Annotated in this window: 23 protein-coding genes and 1 pseudogene; 16 read left to right on the forward strand and 8 right to left on the reverse strand. The window is 66.8% G+C overall.

Annotated elements, in window-relative coordinates; all coding sequences use genetic code 11:
- Position 1: 1 nt before the first annotated feature.
- The 6 genes from FB459_RS05405 (at position 2) to FB459_RS05425 (ending at position 4,986) form a co-directional block, all read left to right on the forward strand.
- Positions 2-865 (forward strand): carbohydrate ABC transporter permease, encoded by an 864-nt coding sequence (locus tag FB459_RS05405; RefSeq protein ID WP_141927711.1) that lies wholly within the window; start codon positions 2-4, stop codon positions 863-865.
- A 42-nt stretch (positions 866-907) separates the two neighbouring features.
- A complete protein-coding gene (locus FB459_RS05410) occupies positions 908-2,212 on the forward strand; it encodes an ABC transporter ATP-binding protein (protein WP_141927712.1) in 1,305 nt (434 codons plus the stop codon).
- A 206-nt stretch (positions 2,213-2,418) separates the two neighbouring features.
- Entirely contained in the window at positions 2,419-3,111 is a 693-nt protein-coding gene (locus tag FB459_RS05415; RefSeq protein ID WP_170221735.1) for an energy-coupling factor ABC transporter permease, read from the forward strand.
- Positions 3,108-3,467, forward strand: a complete 360-nt coding sequence (locus tag FB459_RS17200; RefSeq protein ID WP_170221737.1) for a PDGLE domain-containing protein — start codon at positions 3,108-3,110, stop codon at positions 3,465-3,467. The genes FB459_RS05415 and FB459_RS17200 overlap by 4 nt, the downstream gene beginning before the upstream one ends.
- Positions 3,468-3,472: 5 nt before the next feature.
- A complete protein-coding gene (gene cbiQ / locus FB459_RS05420; RefSeq protein WP_141927713.1) occupies positions 3,473-4,234 on the forward strand; it encodes a cobalt ECF transporter T component CbiQ in 762 nt (253 codons plus the stop codon).
- Positions 4,231-4,986 carry an energy-coupling factor ABC transporter ATP-binding protein gene (locus FB459_RS05425; protein ID WP_211345134.1) on the forward strand — a complete coding sequence of 252 codons (756 nt, stop codon included), beginning with the start codon at positions 4,231-4,233 and terminating at the stop codon, positions 4,984-4,986. The genes cbiQ and FB459_RS05425 overlap by 4 nt, the downstream gene beginning before the upstream one ends.
- A 70-nt stretch (positions 4,987-5,056) precedes the next feature.
- Here the strand turns inward: FB459_RS05425 and FB459_RS05430 are convergent, their stop codons facing one another.
- Both FB459_RS05430 and glpX read right to left on the reverse strand, forming a co-directional pair.
- Complete coding sequence (locus FB459_RS05430; protein WP_141927715.1) at positions 5,057-5,980, reverse strand: carbohydrate kinase family protein; 924 nt, start codon at positions 5,978-5,980, stop codon at positions 5,057-5,059.
- A gap of 14 nt (positions 5,981-5,994) precedes the next feature.
- Positions 5,995-6,984: a class II fructose-bisphosphatase gene (gene glpX, locus FB459_RS05435; protein ID WP_141927716.1), complete on the reverse strand. Its 990-nt coding sequence runs from the start codon at positions 6,982-6,984 to the stop codon at positions 5,995-5,997.
- A gap of 120 nt (positions 6,985-7,104) precedes the next feature.
- Between glpX and FB459_RS05440 the strand changes: the two genes are divergently transcribed.
- Positions 7,105-7,707 (forward strand): DUF4245 domain-containing protein, encoded by a 603-nt coding sequence (locus tag FB459_RS05440; RefSeq protein ID WP_170221740.1) that lies wholly within the window; start codon positions 7,105-7,107, stop codon positions 7,705-7,707.
- Between the two features lie 62 nt (positions 7,708-7,769).
- Here the strand turns inward: FB459_RS05440 and FB459_RS05445 are convergent, their stop codons facing one another.
- Both FB459_RS05445 and xseA read right to left on the reverse strand, forming a co-directional pair.
- On the reverse strand, positions 7,770-8,027 hold the full coding sequence (locus FB459_RS05445; RefSeq protein ID WP_141927718.1) for an exodeoxyribonuclease VII small subunit: 258 nt from the start codon (positions 8,025-8,027) through the stop codon (positions 7,770-7,772).
- Positions 8,028-8,037: 10 nt separating this feature from the next.
- Complete coding sequence (xseA, locus tag FB459_RS05450; RefSeq protein ID WP_141927719.1) at positions 8,038-9,276, reverse strand: exodeoxyribonuclease VII large subunit; 1,239 nt, start codon at positions 9,274-9,276, stop codon at positions 8,038-8,040.
- A gap of 252 nt (positions 9,277-9,528) precedes the next feature.
- Here xseA and FB459_RS05455 point away from each other — a divergent pair, with 252 nt between their 5' ends.
- Positions 9,529-10,563, forward strand: coding sequence for a 4-hydroxy-3-methylbut-2-enyl diphosphate reductase (locus FB459_RS05455; protein WP_141927720.1), 1,035 nt, complete (start codon positions 9,529-9,531; stop codon positions 10,561-10,563).
- A gap of 109 nt (positions 10,564-10,672) precedes the next feature.
- Here the strand turns inward: FB459_RS05455 and FB459_RS05460 are convergent, their stop codons facing one another.
- Both FB459_RS05460 and FB459_RS05465 read right to left on the reverse strand, forming a co-directional pair.
- Positions 10,673-11,926, reverse strand: a complete 1,254-nt coding sequence (locus FB459_RS05460) for a threonine/serine exporter family protein (RefSeq protein ID WP_141927721.1) — start codon at positions 11,924-11,926, stop codon at positions 10,673-10,675.
- A 7-nt stretch (positions 11,927-11,933) separates the two neighbouring features.
- Positions 11,934-12,521 (reverse strand): TetR/AcrR family transcriptional regulator, encoded by a 588-nt coding sequence (locus FB459_RS05465; RefSeq protein ID WP_141927722.1) that lies wholly within the window; start codon positions 12,519-12,521, stop codon positions 11,934-11,936.
- 64 nt (positions 12,522-12,585) lie between these two features.
- On the opposite strand from FB459_RS05465, the gene FB459_RS05470 reads away from it, so the two are divergent.
- Positions 12,586-13,095 carry a DUF4188 domain-containing protein gene (locus tag FB459_RS05470; RefSeq protein ID WP_141927723.1) on the forward strand — a complete coding sequence of 170 codons (510 nt, stop codon included), beginning with the start codon at positions 12,586-12,588 and terminating at the stop codon, positions 13,093-13,095.
- Between the two features lies 1 nt (position 13,096).
- On the opposite strand, the gene FB459_RS05475 is transcribed toward FB459_RS05470, so the two are convergent.
- Entirely contained in the window at positions 13,097-14,296 is a 1,200-nt protein-coding gene (locus FB459_RS05475) for a DNA recombination protein RmuC (protein WP_141927724.1), read from the reverse strand.
- A gap of 107 nt (positions 14,297-14,403) precedes the next feature.
- Here FB459_RS05475 and FB459_RS05480 point away from each other — a divergent pair, with 107 nt between their 5' ends.
- The 7 genes and pseudogenes from FB459_RS05480 to FB459_RS18195 form a co-directional block, all read left to right on the forward strand.
- Positions 14,404-15,756, forward strand: a complete 1,353-nt coding sequence (locus FB459_RS05480; protein WP_141927725.1) for an MFS transporter — start codon at positions 14,404-14,406, stop codon at positions 15,754-15,756.
- A gap of 170 nt (positions 15,757-15,926) precedes the next feature.
- Positions 15,927-16,700, forward strand: a complete 774-nt coding sequence (locus tag FB459_RS05485) for a CHRD domain-containing protein (protein WP_141927726.1) — start codon at positions 15,927-15,929, stop codon at positions 16,698-16,700.
- A 34-nt stretch (positions 16,701-16,734) separates the two neighbouring features.
- Positions 16,735-17,460 (forward strand): class F sortase, encoded by a 726-nt coding sequence (locus tag FB459_RS05490; RefSeq protein WP_141927727.1) that lies wholly within the window; start codon positions 16,735-16,737, stop codon positions 17,458-17,460.
- A 16-nt stretch (positions 17,461-17,476) separates the two neighbouring features.
- Positions 17,477-18,046 carry a hypothetical protein gene (locus FB459_RS05495; RefSeq protein ID WP_141927728.1) on the forward strand — a complete coding sequence of 190 codons (570 nt, stop codon included), beginning with the start codon at positions 17,477-17,479 and terminating at the stop codon, positions 18,044-18,046.
- Positions 18,047-18,144: 98 nt separating this feature from the next.
- Positions 18,145-19,224: a redox-regulated ATPase YchF gene (gene ychF, locus FB459_RS05500; protein WP_141927729.1), complete on the forward strand. Its 1,080-nt coding sequence runs from the start codon at positions 18,145-18,147 to the stop codon at positions 19,222-19,224.
- A 246-nt stretch (positions 19,225-19,470) separates the two neighbouring features.
- Positions 19,471-20,088, forward strand: coding sequence for a hypothetical protein (locus FB459_RS05505; RefSeq protein ID WP_141927730.1), 618 nt, complete (start codon positions 19,471-19,473; stop codon positions 20,086-20,088).
- 98 nt (positions 20,089-20,186) lie between these two features.
- A pseudogene (locus FB459_RS18195) lies at positions 20,187-20,318 on the forward strand (helix-turn-helix domain-containing protein); the annotation flags it as partial.
- Here FB459_RS18195 and FB459_RS17735 read toward each other — a convergent pair.
- Positions 20,256-20,699: a hypothetical protein gene (locus FB459_RS17735; RefSeq protein ID WP_246092330.1), complete on the reverse strand. Its 444-nt coding sequence runs from the start codon at positions 20,697-20,699 to the stop codon at positions 20,256-20,258. The pseudogene FB459_RS18195 and the gene FB459_RS17735 sit on opposite strands and share 63 nt — an antisense overlap.
- Positions 20,700-20,701: the final 2 nt, after the last annotated feature.

Consider the following 20,701-nt stretch of genomic DNA (forward strand, 5'->3'; position numbering starts at 1 on the left):
CATGGAAACCAACGTCAGCAACAAGGCAAAGTGGGGAATGTTCGCCTTCTCCATCCCGGTGATGATCTGGACGATCATTCCGATCATCTGGATCTTCGCGACCTCGCTGAAGAAGCCGGGCGACCTCACCAACCCGGACAAGAGCTCGTTCGGCAACTTCTGGCCCAAGGAACCCACTTGGGACAACTACAAGCTGATCTTCAGCTCCGACGGTGCTGGTGAACTCTTCAAGCCGGCCCTGTGGAACTCGATCATCATCTGTCTGCTCGCGACTTTCATCGCGGTGATCCTGGCGACGTTCTGTGCGTACGCCATCGCCCGACTGGACTTCCCGGGCAAGAAGCTGATCCTCACCACGGCGCTCGCGGTGTCGTTCTTCCCGGTCATCGCGATGGTCACTCCGCTGTTCAACCTGTGGCGTCAGATCGGCCTGTTCGACACGATGCCCGGTTTGGTCATCCCGTACCTGGCGTTGACCCTGCCGTTGTCCATCTGGACGCTGTCTGCCTTCTTCCAGCAGATCCCGTGGGAGATGGAGCAGGCGGCGCAGGTCGACGGCGCAACCAGTTGGCAGGCCTTCACCAAGGTCATCGCCCCGTTGGCCGCACCCGGTGTGTTCACGACCGCGATCATCGCGTTCTTCACCGCCTGGAACGACTTCGTGTTCTCCAGCAACCTGACCTCGGAGAACGCGCGGACCGTCCCGGCTGCGCTGGCCTTCTTCACCGGCGCCAGCCAGTTCGAACAGCCGACGGGCGCCATCTGCGCGGCCGCGGTCGTCGTCACCATCCCCGTCGTCATCCTCGTGCTGCTCTTCCAGCGCCGGATCGTCTCGGGCCTCACCTCCGGTGCCGTCAAGGGCTGACCGGGCACATCTCGTACGCCCTGTTTTCGAAAGGCAGATTCCATGTCAAGCATCGAGTTGAAGAACATCGTCAAGAAGTACGGTGACGGCTTCCCGGCAGTGAACGACGTATCGCTGGACATCGCGGACGGCGAGTTCATGATCCTCGTCGGCCCGTCCGGTTGCGGTAAGTCCACGCTGCTGCGGATGGTCGTGGGCCTGGAGGACATCACCTCCGGTGACCTGCTGATCAACGGCAAGCGGGTCAACGACCTCGCGCCGCGTGACCGCAACCTGTCGATGGTGTTCCAGAACTACGCCCTCTACCCGCACCTGACGGTGGGGGAGAACATCGCCTTCCCGCTGCGGCTGGCCAAGGGTCAGCACAGCGAGGAGGAGATCAAGTCCAAGGTGCAGGCCGCCGCCGACATGCTGGAGCTCAACGAGCACCTCGAGCGCAAGCCGGCCAACCTGTCCGGTGGTCAGCGGCAGCGTGTGGCCATGGGTCGCGCGATCGTCCGTGACGCGGACGCGTTCCTGTTCGACGAACCGCTGTCGAACCTGGACGCCAAGCTGCGCGGTCAGATGCGTACCGAGATCGCGCGTATGCAGCGCCGCCTCGGCATCACCACCATCTACGTCACCCACGACCAGACCGAGGCGATGACCCTCGGCGACCGGGTCGCGGTGCTGAAGAAGGGTGTGCTGCAGCAGTGCGCATCGCCGCGGGAGTTGTACGAACAGCCGATCAACCTGTTCGTCGCCGGGTTCATCGGTTCGCCGCCGATGAACTTCCTGCCCGCGCGGGTTGATGGCGACACCCTGCACCTGCCGTTCGTCGACGTCCTTATGGACGGCGATCTTGCGGCCAAGGTGAAGGGCAAGGATCTGGTGATCGTCGGTCTGCGTCCCGAGCACATCAAGGACGCCTCGCTGGGCGACAAGATCGACGGTGTCACGTTCACTCCGAACGTCGACCAGACCGAATGGTTGGGCAACGAGCAGTACGCTTACATCCCGTTCGAGGCTGACTCCGCGGTGCGCGACAAGCTCGAGGAACTCGACCGCGACCTCGACGGTGAGGGCATGCGCACCCAGATGATCGTCAACCTCGACTCCCGTTCGCGGGTGCTCGAGGGAGACGACGCCGAGTTGATCTTCGACCCGTCGTTGATGCACGTCTTTGATCCCGAGTCCGGCGACAACCTGACCCGCGACGACGACAAGGCGGCCGAGATCGCTCGCGACTCCGAGCAGCAGCGCAAGGCTGCCCTCGATCGGGCCAAGGCGCTCGAGGCGAAGTCCTCGAACACCCCGGCGCACGCCGGCGGCCGTGATCGGGACGGTGGCTCCTCGCGGGCGTCCTGACCGCAGGTACACCAAAGGGCCCGTCCCGGTTCGCCGGGGCGGGCCTTGCCCGTCCACCTTCTGCCGTTCACTCCAGCTCGGCGAAGCTACTGAACGCGTGCGAACCCACTAGGTGTGTGAGGTAGGGACGCGTTGGACCAGTAGGTTTGCGGGGATCCGGGGGAAACATATGCGACTGGGTCGCATCAAGGAGTAGGGTCCTTCGCATGCACGTACCCGACGGATTCCTCGACGTACCGACGTCGCTCGGCACGGGCGTCATCGCCGCCGGCGGCGTGGCTCTCGCGCTGCGCGGAGCACGCCGCGAACTCAGCGAGGCCGCTGCACCTCTCGCCGGTCTGGTCGCGGTGTTCGTGTTCGCCGCGCAGATGCTGAACTTCCCGGTCGGCGCGGGCACCTCGGGTCACCTGCTCGGCGGCGCGCTCGCCGCGATCCTGGTCGGTCCGTACACGGCAACCCTTGCGCTGACCGTCGTGCTGCTCGTACAGGCGCTGCTGTTCGCCGACGGCGGCATCACCGCGCTCGGCACGAACGTCGTGCTGATGGGCATTGTCGGTGTCTGGGCCGGCTGGTTGGTCTTCCGTGGACTGCAGGCCGTTCTTCCCAAGAAGCGGACGATGGTGCCACCCGCCGCGTTCGTCGCCGCGTTGCTGAGCGTCCCGGCCGCTGCGCTGGCGTTCACCGGCCTGTACGCCATCGGCGGCGAAGCCCCGATCCCGCTCGGCAAGCTCGCGGTCACGATGCTCGGCTGGCACCTGCTGATCGGCCTGGGTGAGGCGCTGATCACGACGCTCGCCGTCTCGTCCGTGCTCGCCGCACGTCCGGACCTGGTGTACGGCGCGCGCCGCTACCGGGCCGACAACGAACTCGTCATCCGCCGCACGGAGGTGGCCGCATGAGCACCGATCTCGACCAGACGGCCGAGCCGCACAGCGAATCGTCCATGAAGCGGGTCTCCACCCGCACGGTCCTGATCGTCGGGACAATCGTCAGCATCCTTCTCGCGGGCGTCGTGTCCTTCTACGCGTCCGCCAATCCTGATGGTCTGGAGTACGTCGCCGAGTCGCTCGGCTTCGCCGACTCCGCGAAGGACCATCAGACTGCAGACTCACCGCTCGCCGACTACACGGTCAGCGGTGTGGCGGACTCGCGAGTGTCGGGGGGACTCGCGGGTCTGGCCGGTCTGATCGTCGTTGCCGCGATCATGGCCGGTCTCATCTGGCTGCTGCGCCGCAGCTCGCGCAAGAACGACTGACCGCTTTGGGTGGTCCGCACGGGCACGCCCTGCACTGGCACGGTCACTCGCCGGTGCACGCGCTCGCACCGCAGGTCAAGCTGGTGGCACTGGCGCTGTTCGTCGTGTCGGTCGTCGCGACCAGCACGAGCAACTGGTGGGCGTTCGGAGTCCACGCTCTGCTGCTGGGCGGTGCGATCACCGTCGCGCGGGTGCCGGTGACCTCCCTGGTGCGTCGGATGTGGATCGAGGTGCCGTTCGTCGTGTTTGCGGTGCTGATGCCATTCGTGTCCACCGGTCCGCGGACGCAGCTGCTCGGGGTCACGGTGTCCGAACCCGGCCTGCATGCCGGTCTCGCGTTACTGGCCCGAGGGACGCTCGGCGTGCTCGCGTCGCTGTTGTTCGCGGCCACGACCGAGGCGCCGGACGTCGTCCGCGGCCTGGACCGGTTGCGGTTGCCGCAGCAACTGGTGCAGATCCTTGGATTCACCGTGCGCTATCTGGACGTCGTGACCGATCAATTGCGCCGGATGCGGATGGCACGTGAATCCCGAGGATTCACAGCCACATCGGTGCGTCAGTGGCCGGTGCTTGCGTCCACCGCCGGCGCCTTGTTCATCCGTTCCTACGAGCGCGGCGAACGAGTGCACTTGGCCATGTTGTCGCGCGGGTACGGTGGGCGGATGCCGCGCGCCGAAGCAGAACACGTGAGTGCCCGGGCATGGATCCTCGGTCTCACCGTCCCGGTTCTTGCAGCGACCGTCGCCATCGTGAGCCACCTGCTGTGAGCACACCTGTTCTCGACGTCCGCGGACTGGCTTTCGCCTATCCGGACGGCCACCAGGCGCTGTTCGGTGTCGATCTGCACGTGCACCGTGGCGAGCGGGTGGCGTTGCTCGGTCCCAACGGTGCCGGCAAGACCACACTTGTGTTGCAGCTCAACGGGATTCTGCGCGCCGGGGCGGGGTCGGTGGCTGTCTCCGGGATGCCCGTCGACGACAAGAACCTGCTCGAGATCCGGCGCCGCGTGGGCATCGTCTTCCAGGACCCCGACGACCAGTTGTTCATGCCGACGGTGGGGGAGGACGTCGCGTTCGGACCGCGCAACCTGGGGCTGCGCGGAGCCGAACTCCAGCAGCGGGTCGAGCACGCTCTGGAATTGGTCGGTATGGCCCAGTTCGCGGGGCGTCCGCCGCATCACCTGTCGTTCGGTCAACGGCGTCGCGTCGCCATCGCGACCGTGCTTGCGATGGAGCCGGAGATCCTGGTCATGGACGAACCGAGTTCGAATCTCGACCCGGCTTCACGCCGCGAGATCGCCGAGATCGTCCAGTCGCTCGATGTGACGATGCTGATGGTCACCCACGACCTGCCGTACGCGGTGCAACTGTGCGAGCGATCGGTGATCCTGTCGGACGGCGTGATCGCCGCCGACGGCCATACCGTCGACCTGCTGTCGGACGACGATCTGATGAAGCGCCACCGTCTCGAGATGCCCTTCGGGTTCGACGTGCGTGGCCTCAAGCGCGCCACCGACTGAACCCCAACCAAATCCGCGTGAGTTTGTGCCCTTCGCCGGGCCCGGCGAAGGGCACAAACTCACGCGGATTTCAGTCGATTGCGAGGTCTGCTCGGGTCGGCGGGTTGGCTCCGGCACGGGACACCGTGATCGATGCCGCCGCGACTGCACGTTCGAGTGCGGGCAGGACGTCGTCCCAGCCGGCTTTCTGAAACCGGGACCGTGCTGCGAGGCTGCCCAGGAAGCCGGCGTCCGACAGGCCGCTCAATAGCCCGGACATGAACGAGTCGCCCGCACCGACCGTGTCGGTCACCGAAACCGATTGGCCGGCAACGGTTTTCACCGCATCGTCGGAGCCGGCGGACGGCAGGCAGGCGACCGCACCGTCGGACCCCCGCGTCACGACGACCAAGGCCGGACCGAGCTGCGCCCACAGGCGCGCGATCTCCTCGACCGGTACCTCGCCGTACAACCAGCGCACATCCTCGTCACTGGCCTTGACCACGTCGCAGAGCCCGACCAACTGCTCGATGTCGGACCGCGCGTCGCCCGGCTCACCCATCAGCTGCGGACGGCAGTTCGGGTCGTAGGAAATGGTGCCGTGGGCGCGTTGGGTGAAACACGCCTCGCGGATGGCGGACGCGCCCGGTTGCAGTACGGCCGCGATGGATCCGGTGTGCAGGTGCTCGGCCGCGGGAAGCTCGTACGGCACCTGCCAGTCGATGTCGAACGTGTACGTCGCCGCACCCGTCTCGTCGAGGACGGCCTCCGCGGTGGCCGTACGTTCGGCACCGTCGCTGCCGGCCACCAACTGGACGTCGTCCGCGGCGAGGTGCGCGCGGATCGCGGCGCCGCGGTCGTCGTCCCCGATGAACGTGGCCAGTTGTGCCGGGTGCCCGAGCCGGGCCAGCCCTATGGCGACGTTAAGCGGCGACCCACCGACATGCTCGGCGACCTCGCCGTTCACCGGGCGCACGACGTCCACAAGCGCCTCACCGACCACCAACGTCCGCATGATCAAGATTCCGCTCAGCGGTAGTCGTCGACCTTGGCCGCGATGTGCCGGGCCTCGACCATCCGGATGGTGCCACTGGTGGAACGCATCACCAGCGACTGCGTGGTGGCGCCGCCACCTTCGTAGTGGACGCCCTTGAGTAGTTCGCCGTCGGTGATGCCGGTGGCGACAAAGAAGCAGTTGTCGCTCTTGACCAGTTCGTTGGTCGACAGCACCGCGTCGATGTCGTGACCGGCATCGATCGCGCGCTGCTTCTCGTCGTCGTCGACGGGCCACAGACGACCCTGGATGACGCCACCCATGCAGCGCATCGCGCACGCGCTGATGATCCCCTCGGGGGTGCCACCGATACCGAGCAGCAGGTCGATACCGGTGCCCTCGCGGGCGGCCATGATCGAGCCGGCGACGTCGCCGTCGCTGATGTAGCGGATGCGGGCGCCGGCGTCGCGCACCTGGCGACCGAGCTCCTCGTGGCGCGGGCGGTCGAGCATCACGACGGTGACGTCGGAACGGTTCATTCCCTTGGCCTTGGCGACCCGTCGGATGTTCTCGGCGACCGGCAAGCGGATGTCGACGACGTCGGCCGCTTCCGGGCCCGCCGCGAGCTTGTCCATGTAGAAGACCGCGCTGGGGTCGTACATCGAACCGCGCTCGGAGACCGCCATGACCGACACCGCGTTGTTCATGCCCTTCGCGGTGAGGGTGGTGCCGTCGATCGGGTCGACCGCGACGTCGACCTCGGGGCCGGTGCCGTCACCGACACGCTCGCCGTTGAACAGCATCGGCGCGTTGTCCTTTTCGCCCTCACCGATCACGACCACGCCGTTCATCGCGACGGTGGAGATCAGTTCGCGCATGGCTGCGACGGCAGCGCCGTCGGCGATGTTCTTGTCGCCACGGCCCACGAATCGTGCGCCGGCCATTGCGGCGGCCTCGGTGACACGCACCAGTTCGAGCGCGAGGTTGCGGTCGGGTTTGATCGAGATCGACGGTTGTTCGGACATGGGTCTCCTTCGAACGGGCGTGGGGCTTGGGCTGAGCCTATCGGCCATGTGGCGTGCGCCACCGTCCGATCCGGGTAGTCGATGGCGCGGTCACGCCCGCGATGAGGGACGATGGACGGCGTGACCGTCGACGAAACCGCCACGCAGCAGCACCCGCAGGAGCCCGGCACGCAGCAGCCGGCACCGAAGCGACGGGGTATGCGCGGTAACGCAAAGAGCATGATCATCTCGATGCTCGTCGTCATGCTCGGCGTCATCGGTTGGAACGCGCTGATTCCCCGGGTGAACAAGATCGATCGCGAAGGCGTCGACGTCGCCGCCATCGCGCGCGAGACCAACATCTCGCTGAAGTGGCAGGTGTCCTACCCGCAGCCGGCGCCGAAGGAGTGGATCCCTGCCAACGTCCGGGTCATCCGTTTCCAGAACCAGCCACCGACCTGGCAGGCCGGCTACGACCTGCCCGACAGCAAGTACATCGCCGTCCAGCAGACGGCCGAACCCACCGAGATGTGGGTGAAGCACCAGACCAACTACGCCGAACCGCAAGGCACGGTGCAGGTCGATGGTGCCGAGTGGACCAAGCTGTACCGCTCGAGCAACAAGCAGTCGTCGCTGGTGCGCAAGGATCCGTTGAACGGCCTCTCGACGATTGTGACCGGTCGTGGCGAGTGGTCCGAGCTGCAGAAGTTCGCCTCGCTGTTGAAGCCGGCCAAGACGTCCTGAGGTTCGCCCTCGGCAATCGGTCCTGGTAGCAACCGGTTTCGTTTACTACGGATGTAGCGAGGTCAGTCGTCGGCGGGCTCGTCGCCGGTGAGTTGCTGCACCCGCTCCTGCGCGTCGTCCAGCCAGGTGTGGCAGTGCTTGGCCAAGGCCTCGCCGCGCTCCCACAGCCGCATCGACTCCTCGAGCGACACCGAGCCGGCCTCCAACGTCGAGACGATGCGGGCCAGCTCGTCCCTCGCCTCTTCGTAACCGAGTTCCTTCACGTCGGCGAACTCGTCGCCGGCGGCGGCTGCTTCGGTCTTCGGTTGCTGCTTCGGCATGCGTGCCAGCCTACGACGCGGGCTCCGCGACGGGACGGACGGCGAAGTCGCCGCGCGCCACGGTGACCCGCAGCAGGTCGTCCGCTGAGACGTCCGCGACGTCGGTGATCACGGTGCTGTCGACCTGACGCACGACCGCATACCCGCGCTCAAGGATCTGCTGCGGCGACAGTGCGCGCAGTTGCCCCTGCAGGTGCGTAACGCTGTCGTGCGAGCGTTCGAGCCTGTGCGACAACCGAAGTCGTGCGCGTTCCTGCAGTCGGACGATCTCCTCGCGGCGCGTCTGCACCATCGTCTGCGGGTCGGCGAGCACCGGACGGCTGGTCAGCATGTCGATCCGCTGGCGTTCGTGGGAGATGCGCCGGTGCAGGCTGTGTGCACCCGTCTCGCGCAACCGGCGAACACCGGCAAGCTGCTCCTGCAGGTCGGGGACGATCAGCTTTGCCGCGTCGGTCGGGGTGGACGCGCGGACGTCGGCGACGAAGTCGAGCAACGGACTGTCCACGTCGTGCCCGATGGCGCTGACCACGGGGGTGCGCGCCGACGAGATCGCTCGGATCATCGTCTCGTTGGAGAACGGCAGCAGATCCTCGAACGATCCGCCGCCTCGGGCGATCACGATGACATCGATGTCGGGATGCGCGTCGAGCTCGCTCAGCGCGGTGGTGACCTCCTCGACCGTCGACGACCCCTGGACGGCAACCTGCCGGATCTCGAATCGCGTGGCCGGCCAACGGCGCCGAGCGTTCTCGACCACGTCGCGCTCGGCCGCGCTGTTGCGTCCGCAGATGAGTCCGACGGTCTTGGGGACGAACGGCAGCGGCCGCTTGCGGGACGCATCGAACACCCCTTCGCTGCGCAGCAACTGCTTGAGGCGCTCGACCCGGGCGAGCAGTTCGCCGATGCCCACGGCGCGGATCTGACGCGCGTCCAACTGCAGCGAACCGTTGCGCGACCAGAAGGTCGGCTTGGCATGCATCACCACGCGAGCGCCCGGCTGCACGGACGGTCCCATCGCGTTCAGCGTGTTGACGTGGGTGGTGACCGACATCGACAACTCCGTGTCGGCGTCGCGCAGGGTGAGGAAGACGGTGGGCGCTCCCGGACGGCGGTTGACCTGCACCAGCTGCCCCTCGACCCAGACCGGTGACATCTTGTCGATGTAGTCGCCGATCTTCATACTCAGCAGGCGCAGCGGCCATGGCTCGTCGGCCGTGGTGTCGGCGGCCTTCTCGGGCAGGGGAGTCACGCTGCCGAGAATAAGCCGCGTTCGTCTTGCCGACGTGGGCACATGGAAAGGTCCCGCGTATGTCCTCCCCTGAATGACATACGCGGGACCCTTCACCCCCGTGAGCGCGGCACCCCCGTGTCCGCGTCATAACCATCGACGCCGTGACCGCGGTGAACGGTTGCCTGGAGTCGGGAAGATCTCGCGATGTGAGACAGATCGCAGGGTGGCTGCAATTCGGGACGCGGCGCTCGCTCACCTACCATGGCAAGCATGACTTCGACGACCGAGACCGTTCGCGCTGAGAGCACCGACACCAAGCGCGTCCTGCTGGCTGCGCCGCGGGGGTACTGCGCCGGTGTCGACCGCGCGGTCATCACCGTCGAGAAGGCGCTCGACCTGTACGGACCGCCGGTGTACGTCCGCAAGGAGATCGTGCACAACAAGCACGTGGTGACCACGCTGGAGAAGCGTGGGGCGATCTTCGTCGACGAGACCCAGGAAGTACCCGAGGGCGCCACGGTCATCTTCTCCGCCCACGGAGTCGCGCCGGTCGTGCATGACGAGGCCGCTGCGCTGTCGTTGAAGACGATCGACGCCACCTGCCCGCTGGTCACCAAGGTGCACCGCGAGGCCAAGCGGTTCGCGTCCGACGACTTCGACATCCTGCTCATCGGGCACGAGGGCCACGAGGAGGTCGTCGGCACGTCCGGCGAGGCACCCGAGCACATCACGCTCGTGGAGAGCCCTGACCACGTCGACGAGGTCACCGTGCGCGATCCGGAGAAGGTCGTCTGGCTGTCGCAGACCACGCTGTCGGTCGACGAGACGATGGAGACCGTGCGCCGGCTGCGGGAGAAGTTCCCCAAGCTGCAGGATCCGCCCTCGGACGACATCTGTTACGCCACGCAGAACCGTCAGCTTGCGGTGAAGCAGATGGCGCCCGACACCGATCTGATGATCGTGGTCGGCAGCCGCAACTCCTCCAACTCGGTGCGCCTGGTCGAGGTGGCCGTCGAGCACGGCGCCCGGGCCGGGTATCTGGTCGACTACGCCGACGAGATCGACGAAGCGTGGCTCGAGGGCGTCTCGACGGTCGGCGTCACCTCCGGTGCATCGGTGCCGGAGGTGCTGGTGCGCGATGTGCTGAGCTACCTGGCCGAGCGCGGTTACGAGGACGTCAAGCCGATCGTGGCCGCCGAGGAGAGCCTGCTGTTCTCGCTCCCGAACGAACTACGTCGCGACCTCAAGGCCAAGAACGGCGCGGACGCCGACAAGGTGCGCCACGACGCCGGCTCACTGCACTGAGGTCATTCCTCCGCCGTCGCTGACATCGGCGCCAGTGGCGCGGGGTATCGAGATTCGCTCGCGTCCTGACGCGGGCGGTTCTCGTCACCCCAGGCATCTGGCCGAAGCTTCAGCGGGCGGCGGCACTCGCCCGCCGGGACCGTGCCGCGACGTAGGCCAGGCGCACCAAACGGGCCAGCGTCGTGCCGATCACCAGGCCGAGGGCGACCGCGAGGATCACGCCGGCCGCGAGAGCTGCGGTCGGGCCGGAAAGCTCCGGTTCCAGCCCGAGTTGAGCGACCGAGACCAGGCCGATCGACCCTGGCACGAGCAGCCAGAAGCTCGGTAGGAAGAGCACCATGCGGGGCAACCCCCGGCGAAGCACCGCGACAGACCACGCAGTGACGCTCGCAACGATCGCGCCCACGAAGGCACCGGTCCAGGCGGTGTTCGTCAGTGCTTGGGTGATCAGCTGAGCGGTCATCGTCGCGGCGAGCACCAACAGCACCCAGGGCGCGATGGTCCGAGGCACGGACTCCTGCAAGCAGATCCCGGCGGTCACCAGCAGCAGTCCGAGAGCCGGGCTCCACCAGCCGAGGTCGTCGGTGCGGGCGTTCTGCAGGGCTCCGGCGTCGACGTCCAACAGTGCAGCGGCGCCGACGATGCCGATTGCGAACATCACCAATTGCGTTGCGCCCGAAGTCAATCGGGCTGTTCCGCTGACGACCGCACCATTGACCAGCTCAGAGAGGCCGGTCACGATCGTTGCGCCGGGAAGCAAGACCGCCACCGGCGGCAGGAGGGTGCGCAATGGACTTGCCACGTAACCGTGTCGGTACGCCCAGAACGCGGCGAGCGAGACTCCGAACGCAGCCACGCATGGAAGGAGGGCAGCGGGTAGCAGCCCGCGTCCCGTGCCGCGCATGAGCATCGCGACGAACGGCGACATGAGTGCTCCGAACGCGACCGCTGCCCAGGACGGTTGCAGGATGAGGGCCAGCCCGACGCCGACGCACAGACCGCCGAAGTACATCCCGCTGACGGGGTGTCGGTGCGGCTGGGCGCGAAGGCCCCGCAGGCGCAGAAGGGCTTCATCCGGATCCATCGAACCGGCCAGAAGGCCTTGCTGGATCGCAGCGACCGCTGCGGACTGATCGAGACGCAGCGGACCCTCGACGGACTCATAGGTCGCGGGTTTGCCGTGGCCGAGCGACAGCGCCACGCCGACCGGCTGCGCGTGCAGCTGGACGCCCGGGTGTCCGAGTCGAGTGGCGATGACCCGAATATCCCGCTCGACCTCATGCGATCCGGCGCCGCCGGCGATGAGTGCTGCAGACAGGTACACCAGCAGTTGGCGCACCTGGTCGTCACTGGCTCGGTTCACCCGCCGATTATTGCGGAGGGTCCGGTGCCCAACCGCGCAGCAGGGCGGCCTCGACCGCGCGGTAGAGCGATTCGTCAGCCAGTCCCTGGCTCTCCAGCGAGACGGCGCCGTGCACGGCGGCCCAGATGGCGCGAGCGATGAGCTCGGGATCCTCGGGGCGCAGCATGCCGGCGTCGACTGCTCGTGCGACGCGAGCGACCAAGGGGGCGAGGGCGCGCTCGCCCGCCTGAATCGTGCGACCGGTCTCGACCGGTTGGCCCAGACGTCCGCCGAAGATGACCGCGTAGAGGGCAGGGCGTTGGATGGCCCATCGTCGATAGGCGTCGCTCAGCGATCGGAGATCGACCAGTGGATCGTCGCTCAGCGGTGCGGACTCCTGGGCTGCGGCGAAGCTGGAGAGGGCGTCCACGACGGCGGCCTCGATCAGTTCGTTCTTTCCGCCGAACAAGGTGTAGATGGCGTTCGTCGAGGTCCCGGCGGCGCCGGCGACGCGCCGCAGCGACAGGCTGTCTGCGCCACCGTCGGCCAGTTGCTCGGTCGCGACACCGATCAGTCCGGTTCGCAGCGCATCGTCGTACACCTGGGGTCTTGCCATACCTCGAATCGTCTCATAACCTTGTTTTATAACGTCGTTCTGAAACTCGAAGAGGTGGTGCGCGATGGCACGGACGGGCAGCGGGATCCACTGCGGCCGATACACGAACCAGCCGGTCGACGCAGCGGTCGTGTTCTTGATCGGTATGCGGTTCAACGCGATTCATCGGCCGGATCGGTGGGCGCCGGTCTTCACCGCGATGCCGAAGATGCTGAAGTACCTCGCGCAGCGGCCCGAGGTGGGGATGATGGCGTACGACCTGTGGTTCGGCCGTACCACGCTCGCGCTGACCTACTGGCGCTCCGTGCAGCACCTGCAGGACTTCGCCTCCGACCGTGAGGCTCCCCACCTCGAGCCGTGGCGCGCGTTCATGCGGCGCGTCGGCGACGACGGCACGGTCGGCATCTGGCACGAGACCTACGAGATCTCGCCCGGCAGTCACGAGACGGTCTACGCGAACATGCCGGCGTTCGGGCTCGGTAAGGCCGTCGGGGTTCGACCGGTCGGGGCGGGCACCACGACGGCTCGCCGGCGCATGCAGGAAGCCGGAACCGGCAGGCAGCTCACCGGTTGAATCAGGCCGATTCGGACCCGCGCTGCGTGCTCGGTGGGGCACCGAAGTCGAGGGCCGGTCGGCCGACCTCGTCGTCGAGCGCGTCGATGAGTTCAGCGGCGGTCAGTGGGCGCGGTGCCTGCTCGATCGGCGGCACGTCGGGCACTGGCTCGGAAGCAAGACCCAGCGACTCCATCCGCCGCGCGGACACCAGCACACGTGCTTCGAGCGTGCCGACCATCGCGTTGTACGCCTCGACCGACCGGCGCAACGAGTCGCCCATGCGATGGGTGTGCCTGCCCAGGGTGCCGAGGCGTTCGTACAGCTCGCGTCCGATCGTGAGCAGTTCCTGGGCATTGGACTCCAGCGCGTCCTGACGCCATACCAGCGCCGTGGTCTGCAGGGCACTCAGCAAGGTGGCGGGGGAGACCAGCAGTACCCGGCGCGCCATCGCGCGATCGATCAGGTCGGGGTCGGTACGGACCGCCGCCGCGAGGATCGCCTCGGACGGCACGAAGCAGAGCACCGCCTCGGGCGTCGTCGCGAAGCCGCTCCAGTAGTCCTTGGCCGACAGCGCCTCGACGTGGCCGCGCAGGGCGGTGCTGTGGGTGCGCAGCAGACGCTCGCGCTCGGTGTCGTCGACCTCGCCGGACTGCGCCGCGAGGAAGTGCTGGATCGGTGCCTTCGAGTCGACCACGAGCACTTTGCCACCGGGAAGGCGGACGACGGCGTCCGGGCGAATGTCTTTGCCGTGCCTACTGATTGCGCGCACCTGTTCGTCGAAGTCGCAGTGCTTGATCAGGCCGGCGTGCTCAAGCACCCGGCGCAGTTGCATCTCACCCCAGGCCCCGGAGGTGTTCGAGGACTTGAGCGCACCGGCGAGCACCGCGGTCTGCTGATGGAGCGCGCCGGTGGTTTCGTTGACCGCGCGCAGTTGTGCACCGAGGGCGCCGTACTGGGACGCGCGGTCGCGTTCGAGCGCCTCCACCTGCCGCTCCACCCGGGCGAGCGTCGAGGAGAGCGGGGCCAGTGCCTGGGCGGTCTGCTGGTCTTCACCCAGCGCTGCTTCGAGGTCGATCACCCTCTCGCGCAGTAGCCCGGCCTCGGTGGTCGCGCCCACCATGCGCGCCTCGTACCGCGTGCGCAACCAGGACCACAGCACCACTGCGGCCACCGCAGCACCGACGACCATGCCGAGGACGAAGAACCCGATCTGACTCATGACTTCAGCCTTGCATCGACCACCGACAAGCACCGTAGGCGGCGAACTGCCGCACGCGAGTCACCGGGGCGATAGATTTCGCACCGCACCCGCACCCAGGAGGACCTATGTCCAGCGCCGTCAGCACTGAGGGCACCAGGAGCGTCGCCAATGGCGAGCTCACCCGCAGCCAACGGCTCGACCGGTTGCCGTTCAACAAACTGCACGGACGGTTGCTCGGCGGCTCCGGCATCGGCTGGGCCCTCGACGCCATGGACGTCGGACTGATTTCCTTCCTGATGGTCGCCATCAAGCAGGAGTGGGGCCTGTCGACCGCGGAGATCTCCTGGATCGCGTCCGTCGGCTTCATCGGCATGGCCGTGGGCGCGTCGATGGGCGGATACCTCGCCGACCGCATCGGCCGGCGTAACGTCTTCGCGCTCACCTTGATCGTCTACGGCCTGGCGACCGGGTTCTCGGCGTTGTCGACCGGTTTCTGGATGCTCATCGTGTTCCGCTTCGTGATCGGCCTGGGCCTCGGCGCTGAATTGCCGGTCGCGTCCACGTTGGTCAGCGAGTACGCGCCGGCTCGGATCCGGGGGCGCATGGTCGTGTTGTTGGAAGCCTTCTGGGCGGTCGGCTGGATCCTCGCCGCGCTCATCGGCTACTACGTCGTGCCGCAGGAGAACGGCTGGCGCTGGGCGCTCGTGCTCGGTGTCGTCCCGGCGCTGTATGCGATCTACGTCCGCCGGGGACTGCCGGAATCAGTGCGCTTCCTGGAGAAAGCCGGACGGATCGACGAGGCGGAAGCGTCGGTGCGGCGCTTCGAGGAGGCGTCCGGGATAGAACCCGTGCCGTCACCGACACCGCCGCCCGCTGCGAAACCGTCGATCAAAGCGTTGTGGGAGAAGCGTTTTGCCGGACGCACGGTCGCGCTTTGGCTCACCTGGTTCGGGGTGAACTTCTCCTACTACGGGGCCTTCCTGTGGATCCCGACCTTCCTGGTCGCGCAGGGTTTCCCGATGGCGAAGTCGTTCGAGTTCACGCTGTGGATCACGCTCGCCCAGTTGCCCGGCTATGCGGTTGCGGCGGTGCTGATCGAGAAGATCGGACGCCGGTTCACCCTCGCCACCTTCTTGCTCGGGTCGGCGGCCTCGGCCATCGCGTTCGGGCAATCGAGTTCGGAGTCGGCGATCCTGCTGACCGGCTGCCTACTGTCGTTCTTCAACCTCGGTGCGTGGGGTGCGCTCTACGCGGTCACCCCCGAGGTCTACCCGACGACGATGCGTGCCACGGGCAGCGGCAGCGCGACGGCGTTCGGCCGGATCGCGTCCATCATCGGCCCGTTGCTCGTGCCGTGGGTGCACGATAACTACGGCACCGGCACGACCTTCGTCCTGATCGCGGTGTCATTCGCCGTGGCGATGTTCGCGGCCCTCGGACTGCCGGAATGGAAGGGCAGAGAGCTGCAGAGCAACTGATCGAGACGGGGTTCGTCCGAGACGAAGGAAAATTGTTCCAATCCGTTTCCCACCCCGCTCCGAATCACTGGAGCAAGGCCGGGAACGAGCACCGCGGCAGTCACCGCGCACGCGGCTCCCGAGTCTGAACGGTCGACACCGGGTCGGCCGCATTCCAGGAAGGCCGAACGATGAATTCCAAGATGCTTCTCCTCGCTCCGATCGCCGCACTCGCGGCGGGTGCGACAGTGCTGCCGGTAGCTCAGGCCGACACGGGTTGGACCTATGAGGCCAACCTTGCCCCGATCAACGGGTCCGGTGCGTCCGGCTCGCTCTGGCTCACGCTGCAGGGCAACCAGGCCACGGTCACCCAGAAGGTGTCGGGCCTGGCAAGTACGTTCATGGATGCGCCGTACCCGCACGTTCAGCACATCCACGGCGGCGCGATGGGCATGTGCCCCGACACGTCCGCAGACAGCAACGGTGACGGCGTGGTCAGCACCACCGAAGGCGCTCCGCACTACGGCGGCATCGTCACCACGCTTTCGGTCAAGGGCGACACCAGCCCGGCCGCCGGCGTCGACGTCAAAGCGGCGCCCAGCGGCTCCGAGTACACCTACAAGCGCACCATCTCCCTCGACGCCAAGTCGGTGGAGGCGCTGAAGAAGGGGACCGCCGTGGTCGTCGTCCACGGGCTCGACCCGGCGAAGATCCCGGCGGCCGCACGAGCCGCGAAGAGCGACCTCGTGCCGTCCCTGCCGCTGGCCGCCACATCGCCGGCACTGTGCGGAAAGCTCAACCGCTCGCAGATGAACGAGATGCCTGACGGCGGTGTGCCGACCGGTGGTGGCAGCACCGCCAGCGGTTCGGGTGACACCGGCGCGTACTACGCCGGTGGCGGAGTACTGCTCATGGGCGCGGGTGCGTTGCTGGTGACGCGTCGACGCTTCAGCAAGCAGCACTGAGCCCCGAACAGCGATCCGACGAGCGGAGATTGTCATGAGAACCCAGCTGTCCGGGCCGATGGGAAGAAGTCTCGTCCTGGTGGTCGCGGTACTGATGGCGCTCGTCGGATCGCTGCTGGTGGTGCACGCCCTGCGGGCTCCCGCACCGCCCAGTTCCCCTTCGGCCGCCGCATCGTTGCCGGCGGCTGAAGGGGAGCCGTCCACCGTGCCGGCGCCTTCCACCCCCGGGCAGGGGCCCGCGTCCGGTTCGGGGGCGGCCGCTCCCAAGGCGACGAAGGGTCCGGTCATCAGCCGGTCGCGGCCGGTTCGGCTCGATGCGCCGGCGATTTCGATGAGCCGCGAGCCCCTTACTTCTTATGGACTGGACGCCGACGGTGTGGTGGCCATTCCACCCGCTGACCTGCAGACGCCCGCCGGCTGGCTCGACCGCTCGCCGACACCCGGTGAGATCGGCCCTTCTGTCATTGTCGGCCACGTCGACTCGCAGAAAGCCGGACCTTCCGTTTTCTATCGCTTGGGTGAGTTGAAGCCGGGTGAGACCGTGTCGGTCACCCGCGCCGATGGCATCGTCGCGGTGTTCCGGGTCGAAGGGGTGGAGCAGTACCACAAGGCGGAGTTCCCGACCCTGAAGGTCTACGGAAATCTCGATCACGCCGGGCTGCGGTTGATCACCTGCGGCGGCAAGTTCGACCGGTCGGTCGGCCATTACGAGGACAACATCGTGGTTTACGCGCGGTTGATGAGTTCGCACCGTGCGTGACCGGACGGAGGGAATCATGCGCCGCGCACCGGTACTCGCCCTGACTTTGTTCGCGCTCACCGGATGTGCTTCTTCAGCACAATCGTCGTCGACCCAGGCGACCACGCCGCCGAGCGCGGTCGTGAAGAGCTCGGGGGGCACGTCGTCCGGCGCTGCGCCGGACGCCGCCTCGATGGTGTGCGGGCCGGAGATCCAGGACAGCCTGCAGCGACATCTGCAACTCGGGTCCAAACCCCGGGGGGCGAGCACTTGGGACGGCAAGCAGTTCGTGTGCACCTTCCGGCTGGCGGACGGCCCGCTGGTACTCACCGTGCTGGCCCACCGGTCGCCGACCGCCGCGACCCAGAGCCTTGCGCAGCAGCGTTCGAGCATCGCCGGCTCCCGCCCGATCACTGGGCTCGCGGCCTTCGGTCTGCCTGCGGCTCAGGCCGACCCGGGCATCGTCCTGTTCGCCAGGGACGCGTTCACCCTTCGCGTCGACAGCACCGGGATGGACGATCCGATCGGACCGTTCAAGCGCAGCCGGGTGGAGTTCGCCTACTCCATCGCTGCCGACGTCATTGCGTGCTGGAAGGAACATCACTGAACATCACCGAACCTCCCCGACCATCACCGGGCGGGGATGTGGTGCTGGGTGCGTGCACGTGCAGGGGTTGGCGAAGGGGTCGGTAGACTCCTTGTCCCGTGGCCCTCACCATCGGAATCGTCGGACTGCCCAACGTCGGCAAGTCCACCATGTTCAACGCTCTGACCAAGAACAATGTGCTCGCCGCGAACTACCCGTTCGCGACCATCGAGCCCAATGTCGGCGTCGTCCCGTTGCCCGACCCGCGCCTGAAGGTGCTCGCCGGAATCTTCGGTTCCGCGCAGATCCTTCCCGCGACGGTCTCTTTCGTCGACATCGCCGGCATCGTCAAGGGCGCCTCGGTGGGTGAGGGGCTGGGCAACAAGTTCCTGGCCAACATCCGCGAGGCCGACGCCATCTGTCAGGTGGTGCGCGCCTTCGTCGACGACGACGTCCACCACGTCGACGGCAAGGTCGAACCATCGTCCGACCTGGAGACGATCAACACCGAGCTCATCCTGGCCGACCTGCAGACCTTGGAGAAGGCCGTGCCGCGTCTGGAGAAGGAGGTCAAGGGCAAGAAGACCGACAAGGCCGTCCTGGACGCCGCCGTCGCCGCCCAGAAGATCCTGGAGACCGGTGACCCGCTGTCCAAGCACCCGGGCGAGATCGACCTCGAAGCCGTCCGCGAACTCGGTCTGCTGACCACCAAGCCGTTCATCTACGTCTTCAACGTGGACGAGGACCAGCTCACCGACGATGACTTCCAAGCGAAGATGCAGGAACTCGTCGCTCCCGCCGACGCGATCTTCCTGAACGCCAAGCTGGAGTCCGAGGTCGCCGAACTGGACGACGCCGAAGCGCGTGAGTTGCTGGAATCAGTCGGCATCGAGGAACCGGGTCTGGATCAGTTGGCGCACAAGGGTTTCAACACTCTCGGCCTGCAGACCTATCTGACGGCAGGTCCGAAGGAGACCCGCGCCTGGACCATCCGCAAGGGTTGGACCGCGCCGCAGGCCGCCGGTGTCATTCACACCGACTTCCAGAAGGGCTTCATCAAGGCCGAGATCATCTCCTTCGACGACCTCGTCGAGACCGGCTCCGTCGCCGAAGCCCGCGCCAAGGGCAAGGCCCGCATGGAGGGCAAGGACTACGTCATGCAGGACGGCGACGTGGTGGAGTTCCGCTTCAACGTGTGAATCGGCGTGTTTGTCCAGGTCAGAGTGAATGTAGGCCCCTGCGGTCCGCACGCAGTCCGCAGGAAACTCCGCCACGCGGTCGATGAGGAGCAGATTCGGACGCCAGTCGCGTTGTGCTGCGAGCCGGTCGGGTCGGCGGGATCAGGCCCGGTACGCACTCTCCCTCGAGGTCGCCGAGTCGAGGGGCGACAAGACGCAAAGCGACAATCGCTTGAAAAACTTTCCGCGAAATGTCACAGTAGTCGCATGGATCTCATGCACCAGCTCGCCGACTGCATCCTCGAGGCGTTCAGCGAGCGCGGCCACAAGATCGAGAAGGCTGTCCAGTCAGACCGTGCCTTTAGAAGGACAAGGCGGCCGCAGTCCAGCATGGGACGTGAACTCGTCCTCAGCACGATCGACGAGCGCGCGACTGGCCTCGGTCTCGGTCGGATCCCTGTCGTCGGGGGCGGTTGCGACGTGCAGTGCCTCGTCGAAGAAGACCACACCGACCGTAGGTTCCGGGTGCTCAAGGCTGACCCGGACCCTGAGACGGGTGGTTACGACATCCTCTGCACCTCCGAATCCATCATGACCATCTCCGACGCCGAGCCCGACTCTTTGTACCGGCACGAGAGGTGGGTGATGGCCTACACAGTCGACGACACCGGCATGATCGTCGACATCTTCGCGGCCCGTGTCGACGGGCTGACCGACGACCGTGTCCCGCGTCTTCGTCTTGGCCCGATTACCCCGCTTGGTACCGCTACGGCGCCGATCGATCCCAACACCGGCTTCCAGCCCGACGACGAGGATGACTTCGGTGTCAGCTTCGACGACGACGAGGACGACACCGCAGAGGGCGAGATTGGCCAGGCGATGTAGTCGCACCCCGGCCCGTCACCCTGGCAGCCACTTCCCCCGACCGCCACCATCCCCAGGCGCCACTGCTCGGCCCGCCTGAGCCACGAAGGAAGGTCATCGTGCACGCCTACCTCGACAGCGGGCGTCTAAACCGCCTCCGCACCGCCCGTGCCACCACGCAGTCCGACCTAGCCGCCCAACTGAACACGTCTGTCAGCCTTCTCAATCGGATCGAAAGCGGTCACCAGCAAGTCGACGATGAGACGGCGGTGCGGCTCGCGCACGCCCTTGACTGCTCGACCGACGTGCTCGGCCGTCCGCTTCCCGACCAGCTCTACACCCGCCCTTGGCTTCGCGCTTACGCCGACGCCCCGAAGAAGACTGTCGACGAGTACGTCGCTGACACTCTGCTTGCGATGGAGTTCATCGGTCAGCTTCACCTCAGGCGAATCCCGGAGCGGCTGCCGTTGTTCGATGGTGATCCTAACAACGACGACGACATCGAGGAGTTCGCACTCGAGGTTCGCGAGGAAGCCGGGGTCGACCCGGTCAAATGGGTGCCGAACGTGACCCGAGCTGCCGAGCGTCTCGGATGTGTAGTTCTGCCCCTCGATAGCGAGCTCGGGAAGCACCT

This window comes from Yimella lutea, from assembly GCF_006715095.1.
In the GTDB taxonomy this organism is placed as follows: Bacteria; Actinomycetota; Actinomycetes; order Actinomycetales; family Dermatophilaceae; genus Yimella; species Yimella lutea.